Raw genomic sequence first — 13,420 nt, 5'->3', positions numbered from 1 at the left:
TTTATTTATTCACCCACTTCTCTTCTGCTGCTTTTACCGCTTCTTCAAATCTCGTTAATACTTCATCCGTTTGTTGTTTTGTTAAAATTAATGGAGGAAGCAAACGAATAACAGCACCATGCCTTCCACCAACTTCTAAAATGACGCCTCGGTCAAAACATTCTTTTTGAATCAGCTTAGCTAACTCACCGTTTGCAGGATGACTGCCAATTTTATTAGCAGGCTTTGTTGCGTCTATGATTTCAACACCCAGCATCAAACCTCTTCCGCGTACATCGCCAATCGAGAATACTTGCTTTTGAATAAGTCTTAGCTGACTTTGAATATAAGCTCCCAACTCGTGAGCATGCGCAGGTAAGTTTTCTTGTTTTATAAATTGCAGAGTAGCTCGTCCTGTAGCCATCGCAAGCTGATTTCCTCTAAAGGTGCCGATATGTGCACCCGCTTCCCATTGATCAAGCCTTTTATCATACAGAACGACTGATAAAGGAAGGCTGCCTCCAATTGCTTTAGATAGCACTAATACATCAGGTTCGATATCAGCGTGCTCGAATGCATACAGCTTTCCTGTTCGACCAATTCCAGTTTGAACTTCATCGACAATAAGCGGAATGTTTCGTTCTTTTGTAATTCTGCGAAGCTCTTTTAACCATGGAATCGGTGCTGGAACAGAGCCTCCTTCTCCTTGTACAATTTCTACTACAACACCGGCAGGAGTAACAATTCCGCTTTCAGGATCATCCAGCATATTTTCAATATATGTACTAATATACGTGTGTCCTTCAGCACCTACGCCAAAAGGGCAGCGATATTCATATGGGTAGGGTAAAAAATGTGTGTCCGGCACTAGCGCATGAATGTGCTTTTTGGGACTCGTTGTACCGCTGATGCTTAACGTTCCGTGTGTGGAGCCGTGATATCCCCCTTGAAAAGATAAAATCGTTCGGTTGCCTGTTGCTGTTTTCACAAGCTTCAAAGCCGCTTCAATTGCGTCTCCGCCAGTTGGACCGCAAAACTGTATTTTCGCTTTGTTTGCGAAATTTTCCGGCAAACTAGCGAATACTTCATCGATGAAAGCTTCTTTCACAGGCGTTGTTAAATCTAATGTATGTAAAGGAATAGATTTTGCTAAAACGTCTTGTATTGCTTCATGAACTACGTGATGGTTATGACCAAGAGCAAGCGTGCCGGCTCCTGCTAAACAATCAATATACTCTTTTCCATCCATATCCGTGATCACGGCGCCCTTTGCCTGCTTGATCGCAATGGGAAGGCGTCTAGGATAAGATCTTGCATTGGATTCTCGTTCATTTTGCATAGCAAGCAGCATTTCGTTTGATGTAAGTTGTTTCGTTGACGTTGACATATCATATCCTCCTGTTTGTTCAATTGATAATGATTTTCATTAACAATTACAACAATAAATGATAATGATTATCACTGTCAATAATTATTCTGAAAATATGAAATTATTCCTATTTCCTTCTAAATTCATAAAAACTCAGCATTTCTCTTATGTATCAAGGATTCAAAGGGTTTTATTATGTTTTCCATTTAGGGAAAACTATGTAATAAGTCCCTTTCTATTTCCAAATAAAAAAGTGCTACAATTCCTTGTAGCACTTCTGTTACTTTTGCTTATTCATCGTTTCTTTTGCAGCTTTTACACTCCTTGGGTCAAGCGGTTTCGTATATTGACAATTCACTCGAACCCCTGAACCAATACGAATTTCTTTCACGGGAGTAACGGATAAGAACGCTTGAAGATTTTCAGGTTTCAGCCCTTTTGTCCCGATTAAAATAATATCTTTATCTTTCATTCTTCTTAACAGCTTTTTAATATGAGGAATACCGTTCAGTGCACTTTTATCCGCTCCTGAAGTCATGACACGCTGAATTTGCTTATAGCTTAAAAGCGTTTCAAGCGCCTTTTCTTGATCACTGATTTCATCAAATGCTAAGTGAAACGTTACGTTCATTTCTCCTGCCGCATCCAGCAGTCGCTTTAGAGCTTGCTCATCGATAATTTTGTCTTCTGTTAAACAGCCAATTTCAATTCCATCAATGCCAATTTCTCTTGCATGGTGAATATCTTCAATCATTGTTTGCAAATCGTCTTCATCATATTGAAAAGATTGATTATGTGGACGAATCATCACAAATATTGGGATATGTATCGTTTCTTTTACTTTTTTCATCAAACCGTAGCTTGGGGTTAAGCCGCCTTCACCGATTCCAGTTACAAGACTTATACGATCGGCACCATGTTCCTGGGCAACTTTAGCATCATGTAAGGTTGCAGCTGTGACTTCTAATATCATTCTAAAAACACCCTTTCCCCTTTAATATAGAGCTTTTGCCTTCTTTTCCCTGTATTTATACTTAAAAAACTCTACCAAACTCTCTTATGTAAGAAAACACCCAAAAGATGTGATTAATATTTTCAAAAAATTGAATGTCATGGAAAAAGAGTAAGAACTATTCTTTTTCTCATGACGTTTCAATTAATAAAATTCTATATTTATACTAAAGATTTAAAAATACATCCCTTTTATCTAGGGTAAAGGATTTATTAAAAAGAGCGTGGATTTGTTTGTTGCATGAACATCCACTCATTTAAAGAATGAGGCTGCTGATGACCAACGGGTGCTGAGACATCGCGGCATCCGCAATCATGCATCGGCATTTGACCCATTCCTCCGTGCATTGGCATTTGACCCATTCCTCCGTGCATTGGCATTTGACCCATTCCTCCGTGCATTGGCGGCATTCCACCTTGCATCGGCATTTGGCCCATTCCTCCGTGCATCGGCGGCATTCCTCCATGCATCGGCATTTGACCCATTCCTCCGTGCATTGGCGGCATTCCACCTTGCATCGGCATTTGGCCCATTCCTCCGTGCATCGGCGGCATTCCTCCATGCATCGGCATTTGGCCCATTCCTCCGTGCATTGGCGGCATTCCTCCATGCATCGGCATTTGGCCCATTCCTCCGTGCATTGGCGGCATTCCTCCATGCATCGGCATCTGGCACATTCCTCCGTGCATTGGCGGCATTCCGTCTTGCATCGGCATTTGACCCATTCCTCCATGCATCGGCATTCCGTCTTGCATTGGCATTTGGCCCATTCCTCCATGCATTGGCATTCCGTCTTGCATTGGCATTTGGCCCATTCCTCCATGCATTGGCGGCATTCCTCCGTGCATTGGCATTTGACCCATTCCTTCATGCATTGGCGGTAGCTCTCCGTACATCGGCATTTGACCCATTTCTTTTTGTATCGGTGGCATTTCGCCTTGCATCGGCATTTGATTCATTCCTCCATGCATCGGCAGCATTGCATCTTTCATCGGCGGCATTTCTCCGTACATTGGCATTTGCTTCGCGCCTTCTTGCATCGGCATTGCCTGCATTTCTTTTGCAGAAGGCATCGGCGGCATTTTAGCAGGTTTAGGTGCTGCTTGCATATATGGATTGGATATCGGTTGTCCGGTTTGTTTCATTCCATACGAATTTCTCATTTTTAAGGGCTCCTTCCCATTCTCTTACTCTGTTTACGTTATTCTTTTTACCATCAATCTGAAATTCGTCCATAAGAAAATAGGCCTTCTACACATTCAAAATTGTAGAACGTATGAGAAAAAAGCTATAATCGAGGCAAATTGCAGATAGAAAGGTGGCACATGATGAATAAAACCATTATCGTATGGATTCGAAAAGATTTTCGGCTGGTTGATAACCCAGCTCTATTTCACGCAGCTAAAGAAGGAATGGTTGTACCTGTTTATGTCCATGACGACTATGAAGAAAGCTCAATGGGAAGTGCAAGTAAATGGTGGCTTCACCATGCGCTAAATGACTTTAAAACCTCGATCGAAAAGATAGAAGGAACGCTAATTGTACAAAAAGGAAACCCTAAAGATGTGTTGCAAAAATTACTCCATGAAACGAATGCGCAAGATATTTATTGGAACAGACGCTATGAACCACATGCGCTAAAAAGAGACAAAGAGCTTCAAGCTTTTTTTTCAGAGCAACAAATAAATATTCGCACATTTGAGGGATTTCTCCTTCATGAACCTTGGAAAATCACAAAAGAAAATGGAGAGCCTTATAAAGTATTTACAGCTTACTATAAAGCTTCTCTAAAACATTCCATATCTTCTGCTGTAAAAAAAGTTACTTCCATACAGGCCTTCTCTAAACCAATTGAATCTCTTTCGGTCTCAGATCTTGATTTACTTCCAAGCATACCGTGGGATGAAACGATTAAGTCGACGTGGGAAGCTACGGAAAAAGGCGCTGCTAATGCCTTCAAAACGTTTTTAAAGAAAAAGTTGCTTCACTATGAAAAAGGAAGAGATTTTCCCGCTGAAGCATTAAATTCATTCCTATCTCCTTATTTCGCTACAGGACAGCTCTCAGCTCGCGTCCTTTATCATTATTTGAGAACTAAAGCAGAAAAAGGACGTTCTGATGCTTTTGAACAGCAAGCTGAAATGTTTATTCGTCAACTTGCATGGAGAGATTTTGCTTATCAGCTGCTTTATCATTTCCCACACACTATAAGTGAACCGCTGAATGAAAAATTCAAGCAATTTCAGTGGGCTGACGGCAATGAAGAGCTTCAAGCTTGGAAAAATGGAAAAACCGGCTATCCCCTTGTCGATGCCGGAATGCGGGAGCTGTGGGAAACAGGCTTTATGCATAATCGAGTTCGAATGGTAGCCGCTTCCTTTTTAGTAAAGCACCTTTTAATTCATTGGAAACACGGAGCAAATTGGTTTTTTGATACCTTATTAGACGCAGATTTAGCTAACAACACAATGGGCTGGCAGTGGGTTGCAGGCTCGGGAGCAGACGCCGCGCCATATTTTCGTATTTTTAATCCAATTACTCAATCAGAAAAATTTGATAAAGAAGGAGAATATATTAAAAGGTGGCTTCCAGAGCTTAAAGATATTCCTTCTTCTTATATTCATAAACCTTGGGAGGCCCCAGCAGACGTATTAGAAAAAGCAAACGTTACACTTAATAAAACATATCCAACTCCAATTGTCGATCATAAAGCAGCTAGAGAGCGAGCGCTAGAGCATTATCAGCATATCAAGTAAGAGGTAAATCACACCTCTTATTTGATATGCTGAATTTTTTAAATGTGTAAAAAATTCCATTTCACATCTATTTGCAACTAAAAACATGTATTTGAAATCTATTTATAGGGTTTTCAAGCCCAATTCCCCTCTCTATAGCACATTTGATTTTTCATATTTTTTCCTATAATTTGAATATATAATAATGATTATATATGCTTGGGAACTCTCTCATTGCATAGATCTGATTGGAGTGATTCGATGCCCGTTTGTCCTTCTTGTAACTATAAAGAAGATTATAATTTTTGCAGAATGTGCGGCACTCAAGTTCGGCACACCTTCACCAACCAAGAAGATCAGCTTTTTTATCCATTAAAAGATCGAATCATGACGGATGATAATGAACCAAAGCATCAAGCTATTTTATCTCATACCCATGATTTAGTATGTGCTATTACTGAAGATGGCATTTATGAATACGCTTCTCCTTCTTACGCTAAAACATTAGGGGTTTGTCCTGATGAACTTATTGGACAACATGTGCTTATCAATGCGTATCCTGAAGACAAACACCTAATCTCGACTATTTTAGCTAACATGAGCAAAACAAAAGATGCCTCCACATTTGAATACCGAAAGTTTCACGTGAATGGCACCATCGTTTTATTAGAATGTAAAGGCGCTCCAATTGTCACAGCTACTGGAGAAATCGAAGGGTTTGTATTTGTCTCACGAGACGTAACAGAGAAAAGACAAGCAGAGAAAAAGATTCAGAATTCAGAAAAACTCTCTGTCCTTGGTCACCTTGCTGCAAGTATCGCACACGAGGTTAGAAATCCTTTGACAACCATTAAAGGGTTTGTACAACTGTTCAGTGAGACACAGCAGCCGAAAAAAACAATGATTTATCGAGATCTCATTCAGCATGAACTCTCACAAATTGAACATATTATCGCAGAATTTATGAGTTTAGCTAAACGAGAGTACGCATATACAGAAAGCCTTGTTATGACAGACTTGCTAGATGAGGTATTAAAGCAATTTGAACCGGTTACAGAAGTCAAGAATATCCACATCATTCGCCATTATCCAAAAGAACATCCCCTGCTCATTAGTGGGCAAAAAACACAGCTAACCCAAGCATTTATTCATATCATACAAAATGCCATTGATTCGATGGAAAGCGGCGGTAAGCTGGCTGTATCGATTGAGAAATCAGCTAGAGAAACGCTATGTATTGTGATAAAAGATAGCGGATGTGGAATTGATTCAAAGCGTATCCCTCATATAGGAGAGCCTTTTTATACAACAAAAGAACGAGGAGTAGGCCTGGGACTAACCATTTGTAACAAAATTATTAATGAGCATAATGGTTTTTTCCACATATCAAGTGAAGAAAATGACGGCACAAGCATTACCATTACCCTGCCTATGAAAACGCCTGAACTTTATGTGGTAGAAGTGTAAAAGAAGCCATCTGAGTAAATCAGATGGCTTCTTTCTTTAAAACAGCTGAGTGTACAGCTGATACTTATAAAGCATATAAAAACTTCCTATCACTGCCAGGTAAAAGATGAGAGTCTCTGCTCCACCACCTGTTTCATATGTCAAAGGAGGCTTAAACTTCTTCTTGCTAAGAGGAGAGAAAAAAGGTACCCCTCGTTTAGAAAAGAAATCTCCAAGAATATGAAAAGCGTATCCATAGGCTATCCCTAATGTAAAATCGTTGTTATACATCGTATGTAAATAAAAAATAAGTCCACTTGCAAGAATAGAATGCGTAATACCTCGGTGTCCAAAAATAGATTTAATGACTTTTGCAAGACCAAGAGATCTTCTACCAATATATGAATTTGGTTCATCAATATCAGGAAGCAGCGCTCCAATCGCAATGCCTACAACATAAGGAAATGTAAACGAAGCGTCTCCTGTTATAGCCACACCGGCACCGGCAGCAATCGATGTTGCAATATGTGTGTGATATCTCAAATATGCCACCTTCTTTCTTTTTCAACTTAAGGCAAGCACCGTGACCAAAATCATACATATGTTCGCCCAACGTTAACTATAAGTGAAGGTGGTAAAAATGTCAAAATAATCTATAGTTACGTAAACTGCAGACCGACTAACCCAATAATCATCACAAGAAAACTAATAAGAGTACCCTTTCCATTTTTCTTTGCTCTTCCATCTTTTTTGACAATGGAATAAATCCACGTACTCGAATACACGGCGAATCCAAGGAAACCAAATAACGTGATATATGTAAACATGCCGAAACTCCTTTGCTGGTCATTACTATTAACTATACGAGATTTTTTTAAAAAAACAAAGTAGTATGACGGCTTGTTTAATATCTCTTTCTTTTTCTTATACTAAGAAGAGGAGGGATGGCTATGCACCAAAAGCAGTTGGAAGATATATTTGACTTTTATGGACTGAGCGAAGTTTATCGAGGCAAATTTGAAGATGTTGAACACCACTGGTTATTTAAAGACGCCGAGCCAACTATACTAGAAGATTTTTTTAATTCTCACGATTGCGAAGACCTTGAATGCTGTACTCTTGAGGAGTTTTGTTTTTTATTCATGAATTTTCAATCAATCCATGCACAAATTCCCCACGTGTACTATTACTAAAAAAAGTGATTTCGCAGGAAAGCGAAATCACTTTTTATTAAAAGCCTAAAGAAATATATTTTACTTCCAAATATTCTTCAATTCCGTAATGTCCGCCTTCACGTCCAAGTCCACTTTCTTTAAAGCCGCCAAACGGCGCTTGTGGTGTAGAAGGTAGTCCATCATTTAGCCCTACAATACCATATTCTAAAGATTCAGCAATACGAATAGCTTCTGAAATATTTTCAGTGAACACATAAGCTGCTAATCCGTAAGGAGAGTTATTTGCACGGCGAATAACTTCTTCTTCTGTTTGATACGTCGCAATTGGAGCAATTGGTCCGAATGTTTCTTCGTACATACAAAGCATGTCGTCCGTTGCACCATCTACAACCGTAGGCTCAACAAAAAGCCCGCTTCCCTCTTCGCGTACAGCCCCTCCAGTTAAGACATTTCCACCCTTTGCTACAACATCATCTAAGTGGCGCTTTACTTTTTCTAACGCTTTTTCATCGATTAAAGGTCCGATATCCGTACCTTCTTCTAAGCCGTTTCCGACTTTCAGCTGACTAACAGCCGCTGCAAACTGCTCTGCGAACGGTTTAGCAATAGACTCGTGCACGTAGATGCGGTTTGTACATACGCATGTTTGACCAGCGTTACGGAATTTAGAAGCAATTGCATTTGTTACTGCTTTATCTAAATCAGCATTTGCTGTTACGATAAACGGGGCGTGTCCTCCTAATTCTAAAGACACTTTTTTAACCGTATCAGCTGCTCCGCGCATTAACAGTTTACCTACTTCTGTAGAGCCCGTAAACGATAGTTTGCGTACGCGTCCATCTTGAAGCCACGCTTCTCCAATCGCTTTTGCATCTCCCGTAACGACATTAATTACGCCTTTTGGAATACCTGCTTCCTGCGCCAGTTCTGCTAGACGAAGAGCCGTTAGTGGCGTTTGTTCTGCCGGTTTAATAACCGCTGTACATCCAGCTGCTAAAGCTGGCGCTACTTTACGCGTAATCATGGCTGCCGGGAAGTTCCAAGGTGTAATAGCTGCCATAACGCCCACAGGCTGCTTATGAGCAAATAATCGTTTATTAGGAGAAGAAGCTGGAATTGTTTCTCCGTAAATACGTTTTCCTTCTTCTGCGTACCATGAAACGAATCCGTTGGCATAGCCAATTTCACCTTTTGCTTCTTTAAGAGGCTTACCTTGCTCGACTGTCATGATTTCAGCCAGTTCATCCGTGTGTTCTTCGATCAGCTGATGCCATTTAAATAATAATTTACCGCGCTCTTCTGCTGTTTTTTTAGACCATGTTTGAAACGCTTCATAAGCAGCATCTGCTGCTAACTTTGCTTCTTTTTCTCCGCCTTTTGCAACAGTAGCTACTACTTCATTTGTTGCTGGATTTACCACTTCGTATGTATCATTTGCTGAAACAAATTCTCCGTTAATATATAAGTTTGCTTGCTTCATATTTCTTCACTCCCTGCTTAAATTTATCTACCTACTGTTCGGTACTGTCCGACACGTATTTTCGAATTTTACGGCTCGCTTGTGATTGACTAATACCAAGCTGTTCGGCTACTTTGTAAGATGACCTATGCTGTTCAAACGCCTTGATGACCATTTCTTTTTCCACATGTTCAATCATTTCAGGAAGCGTATGCACAGGTGGATCGATAGCAAACTCTTTTGCAAATGGCAAGTCTTTAAGCGTAATCATTTCTTCTCCTGTAACAACCAGACGCTCAATGATATTTTCCACTTCGCGAACGTTTCCTTTCCATTCCTGCCCTAAAAATGCATCTAATGCCTTTGGTGATAAGCGTACATTACGTTCATATACCGTATTGAAATGATGAAGAAACTGATAGACAAGAGGCAGAATATCTTCTTTTCGCTCTCGTAAAGGTGGAATCGTAATTGGCACCACGTTAAGTCGATAGTACAAATCACGTCTAAACTTTCCTTCTTCGACCATTTGCTCCAGATTTTGATTCGTAGCAGCAATAATTCGCACATCTATTGATACTGCTCTTGTTGAACCCACGGGACGAATTGTACGGTCTTGCAGCACGTGGAGCAACTTACTTTGTGCTGAAAGAGAAAGTTCACCAATCTCATCTAGAAAAAGCGTGCCTTCGTTCGAAAGCTCAATGATCCCTTTTTTCCCTTCTCGAAATGCTCCAGTGAACGTACCGCCTTCATAGCCAAATAGCTCTGATTCAATAAGCTGTTCAGGAAGCGCTGCACAATTAAGCTCATGATAAGGCTGCTGTTTTCTTGTACTAAGCTGGTGAAGCAGTTTTGCTACTCTGCTTTTTCCTACCCCTGTTTCTCCAAGTAAAAGAACGGTTGTATTTACAGAAGCAACTCGTTGAATGGTCGAAAAAACTTTTTTCATCGCTTCGCTTTTTGTCACGATGCCTTCTAAATCGACGGATTCGTTTAACTCTTTTTTATAGTTTTCAAGCTGTTCTTCCATCTCTTCAACTTTTCGTTTTAATTCCATTAAATCTGTGAGATCTCGAGAATAGCTAATAACGCTTTTCAATTGCCCATCATTGGTAAATACTGGCCTTGTCCGCACATGAAGATACCGGCCTGAGTTTGTTTTTTGAACCAATTCAATTGCTTGATTAGATTCAATCACCTTTAACGTGGCCGAAGGATAAAAGATCCCCATTTCCTGCAGTTCTTTTACGTGCTTTCCAATAAAATCTTCCACTTTCAAAGCATAATTTTTTTCACACTCTGAATTTACAACTAATACATATCCATTTGCATCAGTTACAAAGATTTCATCAAATGATGACTCAAATATATCGTAAAGTTCGTCGTTAATTTGCTGAATATGCTTTTTATGAATGGTCATTTGAATCACCTTTTCGTCAAAAAATAATTATTATTTTATTTTATCAGAAAATGAAAAATCTATAAATAGAGTGTCCAAACATACCCATTCTTTGTGATTCATGAAGAATGAGTGAAGAGTTCTCTCTTCACTCATGTCTCAATTTCTCTTACACTTCAACCGTTTGCTGTACGCTTGCTTCTAGTGCTGCTTCAAAAATAGCTAAGCCTTCTTCTAGCTGCTCATCTGTAATAACAATCGGCATTAAGATACGAAGAACGTTTCCGAATACTCCCGCGCTAAGCAGTAATAATCCACGTTTGTTTGCTTCTTTTACGATGCGCTGTGTAAGCTCTTTATCCGCTTCTTTTGTTTCGCGGTCTTTCACAAGCTCGATAGCAGACATAGCTCCTAATCCGCGGATATCACCGATACAGTCATATTTTTCTGCTAATTTTTCAAATCGTGATGTTACTACTTTTCCAAGGTACTCACCGCGTTCATTTAGCTTTTCTTCTTCAATAATATCAAGTACAGCTAAAGCCGCTTCACATCCAAGAGGGCTTCCGCAGTACGTTCCGCCAAGCTCACCAGGATTAGATTCATCCATGATTTCAGCACGGCCAATGACACCGCTAATCGGTACACCAGCTCCTAGTGATTTAGATACTGTAATTAAATCTGGTTGAACGTCAAAGTGTTCAATACCGAAGTAGCGGCCCGTACGTGCAAAACCAGCTTGGATTTCATCTGATACAAATAAAATTCCGTGCTCTTTACATAATTGATACACTTCTTGCACAAAACGTTTACCTGGAACAATGAAACCACCTTCGCCTTGAATTGGCTCCATTACAACAGCTGCAATCGTTTCTGGTGCTACTTCTGTATTTAAGAAGTTTTTGAATTCGGTAATCATAAACTCTTCGTATGCTTCAACTGATAATCCTTGTGGGCGGCGATACTCATAAGGATATGGAGCTTTGTATACTTCAGGAGCAAACGGTCCAAATTCATATTTATATGGCTTTACTTTACTTGTCATTGTCATTGTCATTAATGTACGGCCGTGGAAACCGCGGTTAAATGAAATAATTCCTTGACGCTTTGTATATTTACGAGCAATTTTCACTGCATTTTCTACAGCTTCTGCTCCGCTATTTAAAAGTAATACTTTCTTGTCAAATTCACCAGGCGCAATTGCTGCTAATCTTTCTGCAAGCTCTACATATGACTCATACATCATTACATTAAATCCTGTGTGAATAAAACGGTCTACTTGCTTGTGAAGCGCTTCTTTTACTTTTGGATGACTGTGCCCTACATTGATTGTGCCAATTGCGCCTACGAAATCAATAAACGTATTGCCATCGACATCTTTAACGATCGCCCCTTCAGCCGTATCAGCAAATGTCGGAATGCCATAACTTACACCTTTCGGAATGGCACGGTGTCTTCTATCTAATAATTGCTTTGCATTTTCTCCCGGTAAATTTGTTGCTACTTTGCTAAAAGTTTGACTCATTTTTTATCTTCCTCTCATATTAAATAATTCTTCAATTAGTTTATATGCAAAAAACGTGCCAACTTTTTAAAAGCTGAAAAATAAGCATTTTTAGATAATTCTAACGATAATTCACTTATTAATAAGTCTATATAAACTTATTAATAAGTCAGAAAAGACTTCCTTCTCACATAAAGTGCAGGAATTTTATATTGCCATAAAAGGAACAAGGCTTTTATAATAAATGTATAAATATAGTAATGTTATGATTAATCTCTTTATAAAGGAGTGAAAAATATGCTAGAGGGCTGGTTTTTATGGGTTATTTTATTTTGGGTTGTTTTTTTAATGAGCATGTTTGCTATCGGCGGATTTTTTATGTTCAGAAAATTTTTAAAGCGCTTACCAAAAGAAGACGGCATGTCTGAACTTGATTGGCAAGATCACTATCTTTCCAAAACCATTCATCTTTGGTCAGCAGATCAAAAGCAGCTATTAAACGTTCTTGTTGAACCAGTACCTGAACTATTTCGCGATGTGGCCAAACAAAAAATTGCAGGGAAAATTGGGGAACTCGCACTTGAGGAACGAGCCGCCTCTATAACAGAAGACTTAATCGTACGTGGATACATCTTAGCTACGCCTAAACGTGATCATAAATTTTTATTAAAAACATTAAAAAAGCAAAAAATAGATGCCGTCCCCTATCAGCATTTATTTTAAATTAAAAAAGGTGGCTGCGTAGCCACCTTTTTTAGTTTAATATCGTTGTATTCCCAAGACGATCATTGTGCAGCTTTCGTTCGAGCTTTTTGTACGATGTGTACATCGCAATGCGCCAAGGTACAATCATACCAAATGCTAAAATCCAGAACATACCGCCAAGCTGGCCAACATCAATTGAAGAACTTAAATATATTTTCATTGCAATTCGAATAATAAGCAAACCAATAATAATGAATGCAAAAGCTTTTGAACGCTTCAAGTAAATATGATCGTCACGAATTTCAAATTTAGACGTTTTAATTAACAGGATTGAGAAGATCATGCCTGCTATTAACGCCTCAAGCAGTTCTGCACCCGTTACTCGAAACATTGGAAAGATAAACATTAATGCTCCCGTACTCATAAAAAAAGGCGGAAGTATAATTTTTTTTGCATTCGTTGGTTTATCAGCAGCTTTCATTCGAACAACTAATATGAAAGAAGCCATAAAAATTGCGACAAGTGTTGAAGCAATAACCAATGAAATCCTTCCTTTACTATAGTTTAGTGTTTACTTATATTATAATCCAAAAAACATCAGAAGTAAAAGTGCAACAAAAAAACAGAAGAGGAT

General features: G+C 39.2%; 13 protein-coding genes. 4 read left to right on the top strand and 9 right to left on the bottom strand.

The genetic code is table 11. The annotated features are described in order from the left end of the window. Position 1 precedes the first annotated feature (1 nt). The 3 genes from ACOZIR_RS04205 to ACOZIR_RS04195 all read right to left on the bottom strand — a co-directional run bounded on the left by ACOZIR_RS04205 (position 2) and on the right by ACOZIR_RS04195 (position 3,523). On the bottom strand, positions 2-1,366 hold the full coding sequence (locus tag ACOZIR_RS04205) for an aspartate aminotransferase family protein (protein ID WP_045290000.1): 1,365 nt from the start codon (positions 1,364-1,366) through the stop codon (positions 2-4). Positions 1,367-1,628: 262 nt separating this feature from the next. After that, positions 1,629-2,321 carry a copper homeostasis protein CutC gene (locus ACOZIR_RS04200; RefSeq protein WP_045290002.1) on the bottom strand — a complete coding sequence of 231 codons (693 nt, stop codon included), beginning with the start codon at positions 2,319-2,321 and terminating at the stop codon, positions 1,629-1,631. 251 nt (positions 2,322-2,572) lie between these two features. After that, complete coding sequence (locus ACOZIR_RS04195) at positions 2,573-3,523, bottom strand: hypothetical protein (protein WP_421535514.1); 951 nt, start codon at positions 3,521-3,523, stop codon at positions 2,573-2,575. Positions 3,524-3,688: 165 nt separating this feature from the next. On the opposite strand from ACOZIR_RS04195, the gene ACOZIR_RS04190 reads away from it, so the two are divergent. Together ACOZIR_RS04190 and ACOZIR_RS04185 are read left to right on the top strand one after the other, a co-directional pair. Continuing rightward, entirely contained in the window at positions 3,689-5,116 is a 1,428-nt protein-coding gene (locus ACOZIR_RS04190; RefSeq protein ID WP_080890126.1) for a cryptochrome/photolyase family protein, read from the top strand. Positions 5,117-5,329: 213 nt separating this feature from the next. Further along, positions 5,330-6,562: an ATP-binding protein gene (locus ACOZIR_RS04185; protein ID WP_237758374.1), complete on the top strand. Its 1,233-nt coding sequence runs from the start codon at positions 5,330-5,332 to the stop codon at positions 6,560-6,562. Between the two features lie 36 nt (positions 6,563-6,598). On the opposite strand, the gene ACOZIR_RS04180 is transcribed toward ACOZIR_RS04185, so the two are convergent. Beyond that, the gene (locus ACOZIR_RS04180; protein WP_228459494.1) at positions 6,599-7,093 is read right to left on the bottom strand and encodes a metal-dependent hydrolase; all 495 of its coding nucleotides are present in this window, start codon (positions 7,091-7,093) and stop codon (positions 6,599-6,601) included. 107 nt (positions 7,094-7,200) lie between these two features. Further along, complete coding sequence (locus ACOZIR_RS04175) at positions 7,201-7,368, bottom strand: hypothetical protein (protein ID WP_310878457.1); 168 nt, start codon at positions 7,366-7,368, stop codon at positions 7,201-7,203. Between the two features lie 123 nt (positions 7,369-7,491). On the opposite strand from ACOZIR_RS04175, the gene ACOZIR_RS04170 reads away from it, so the two are divergent. Next, the gene (locus ACOZIR_RS04170) at positions 7,492-7,734 is read left to right on the top strand and encodes a hypothetical protein (RefSeq protein ID WP_016765337.1); all 243 of its coding nucleotides are present in this window, start codon (positions 7,492-7,494) and stop codon (positions 7,732-7,734) included. Positions 7,735-7,771: 37 nt separating this feature from the next. On the opposite strand, the gene ACOZIR_RS04165 is transcribed toward ACOZIR_RS04170, so the two are convergent. The 3 genes from ACOZIR_RS04165 to gabT all read right to left on the bottom strand — a co-directional run bounded on the left by ACOZIR_RS04165 (position 7,772) and on the right by gabT (position 12,102). Next, entirely contained in the window at positions 7,772-9,196 is a 1,425-nt protein-coding gene (locus ACOZIR_RS04165; protein ID WP_310878456.1) for an NAD-dependent succinate-semialdehyde dehydrogenase, read from the bottom strand. Positions 9,197-9,227: 31 nt separating this feature from the next. After that, the gene (locus ACOZIR_RS04160; protein WP_045290012.1) at positions 9,228-10,598 is read right to left on the bottom strand and encodes a sigma-54 interaction domain-containing protein; all 1,371 of its coding nucleotides are present in this window, start codon (positions 10,596-10,598) and stop codon (positions 9,228-9,230) included. Positions 10,599-10,746: 148 nt separating this feature from the next. Next, complete coding sequence (gene gabT / locus ACOZIR_RS04155; protein ID WP_045290013.1) at positions 10,747-12,102, bottom strand: 4-aminobutyrate--2-oxoglutarate transaminase; 1,356 nt, start codon at positions 12,100-12,102, stop codon at positions 10,747-10,749. A gap of 276 nt (positions 12,103-12,378) precedes the next feature. On the opposite strand from gabT, the gene ACOZIR_RS04150 reads away from it, so the two are divergent. Continuing rightward, positions 12,379-12,804: a DUF2621 domain-containing protein gene (locus tag ACOZIR_RS04150; protein ID WP_045290015.1), complete on the top strand. Its 426-nt coding sequence runs from the start codon at positions 12,379-12,381 to the stop codon at positions 12,802-12,804. Positions 12,805-12,835: 31 nt separating this feature from the next. Here ACOZIR_RS04150 and ACOZIR_RS04145 read toward each other — a convergent pair whose 3' ends face one another. Beyond that, entirely contained in the window at positions 12,836-13,327 is a 492-nt protein-coding gene (locus tag ACOZIR_RS04145; RefSeq protein WP_013084715.1) for a CcdC family protein, read from the bottom strand. Positions 13,328-13,420 lie beyond the last annotated feature (93 nt).

This window comes from Priestia sp. D3YE.R1 (assembly GCF_049199565.1).
Taxonomy (GTDB): Bacteria; Bacillota; Bacilli; order Bacillales; family Bacillaceae_H; genus Priestia; species Priestia aryabhattai.
The sequence above is the reverse complement of the archived record's forward strand: the minus strand, read 5'-3'. Positions and strand labels throughout refer to the sequence as shown.

Excerpts from the sequence above, each read along its gene's own strand:
- ACOZIR_RS04200 (WP_045290002.1), bottom strand. The coding sequence starts at position 2,321 with ATGATATTAGAAGTCACAGCTGCAACCTTACATGATGCTAAAGTTGCC.
- ACOZIR_RS04160 (WP_045290012.1), bottom strand. The coding sequence starts at position 10,598 with ATGACCATTCATAAAAAGCATATTCAGCAAATTAACGACGAACTTTAC.
- ACOZIR_RS04195 (WP_421535514.1), bottom strand. The coding sequence starts at position 3,523 with ATGAGAAATTCGTATGGAATGAAACAAACCGGACAACCGATATCCAAT.
- gabT (WP_045290013.1), bottom strand. The coding sequence starts at position 12,102 with ATGAGTCAAACTTTTAGCAAAGTAGCAACAAATTTACCGGGAGAAAAT.
- ACOZIR_RS04190 (WP_080890126.1), top strand. The coding sequence starts at position 3,689 with ATGAATAAAACCATTATCGTATGGATTCGAAAAGATTTTCGGCTGGTT.
- ACOZIR_RS04205 (WP_045290000.1), bottom strand. The coding sequence starts at position 1,366 with ATGTCAACGTCAACGAAACAACTTACATCAAACGAAATGCTGCTTGCT.
- ACOZIR_RS04150 (WP_045290015.1), top strand. The coding sequence starts at position 12,379 with ATGCTAGAGGGCTGGTTTTTATGGGTTATTTTATTTTGGGTTGTTTTT.
- ACOZIR_RS04175 (WP_310878457.1), bottom strand. The coding sequence starts at position 7,368 with ATGTTTACATATATCACGTTATTTGGTTTCCTTGGATTCGCCGTGTAT.
- ACOZIR_RS04170 (WP_016765337.1), top strand. The coding sequence starts at position 7,492 with ATGCACCAAAAGCAGTTGGAAGATATATTTGACTTTTATGGACTGAGC.
- ACOZIR_RS04165 (WP_310878456.1), bottom strand. The coding sequence starts at position 9,196 with ATGAAGCAAGCAAACTTATATATTAACGGAGAATTTGTTTCAGCAAAT.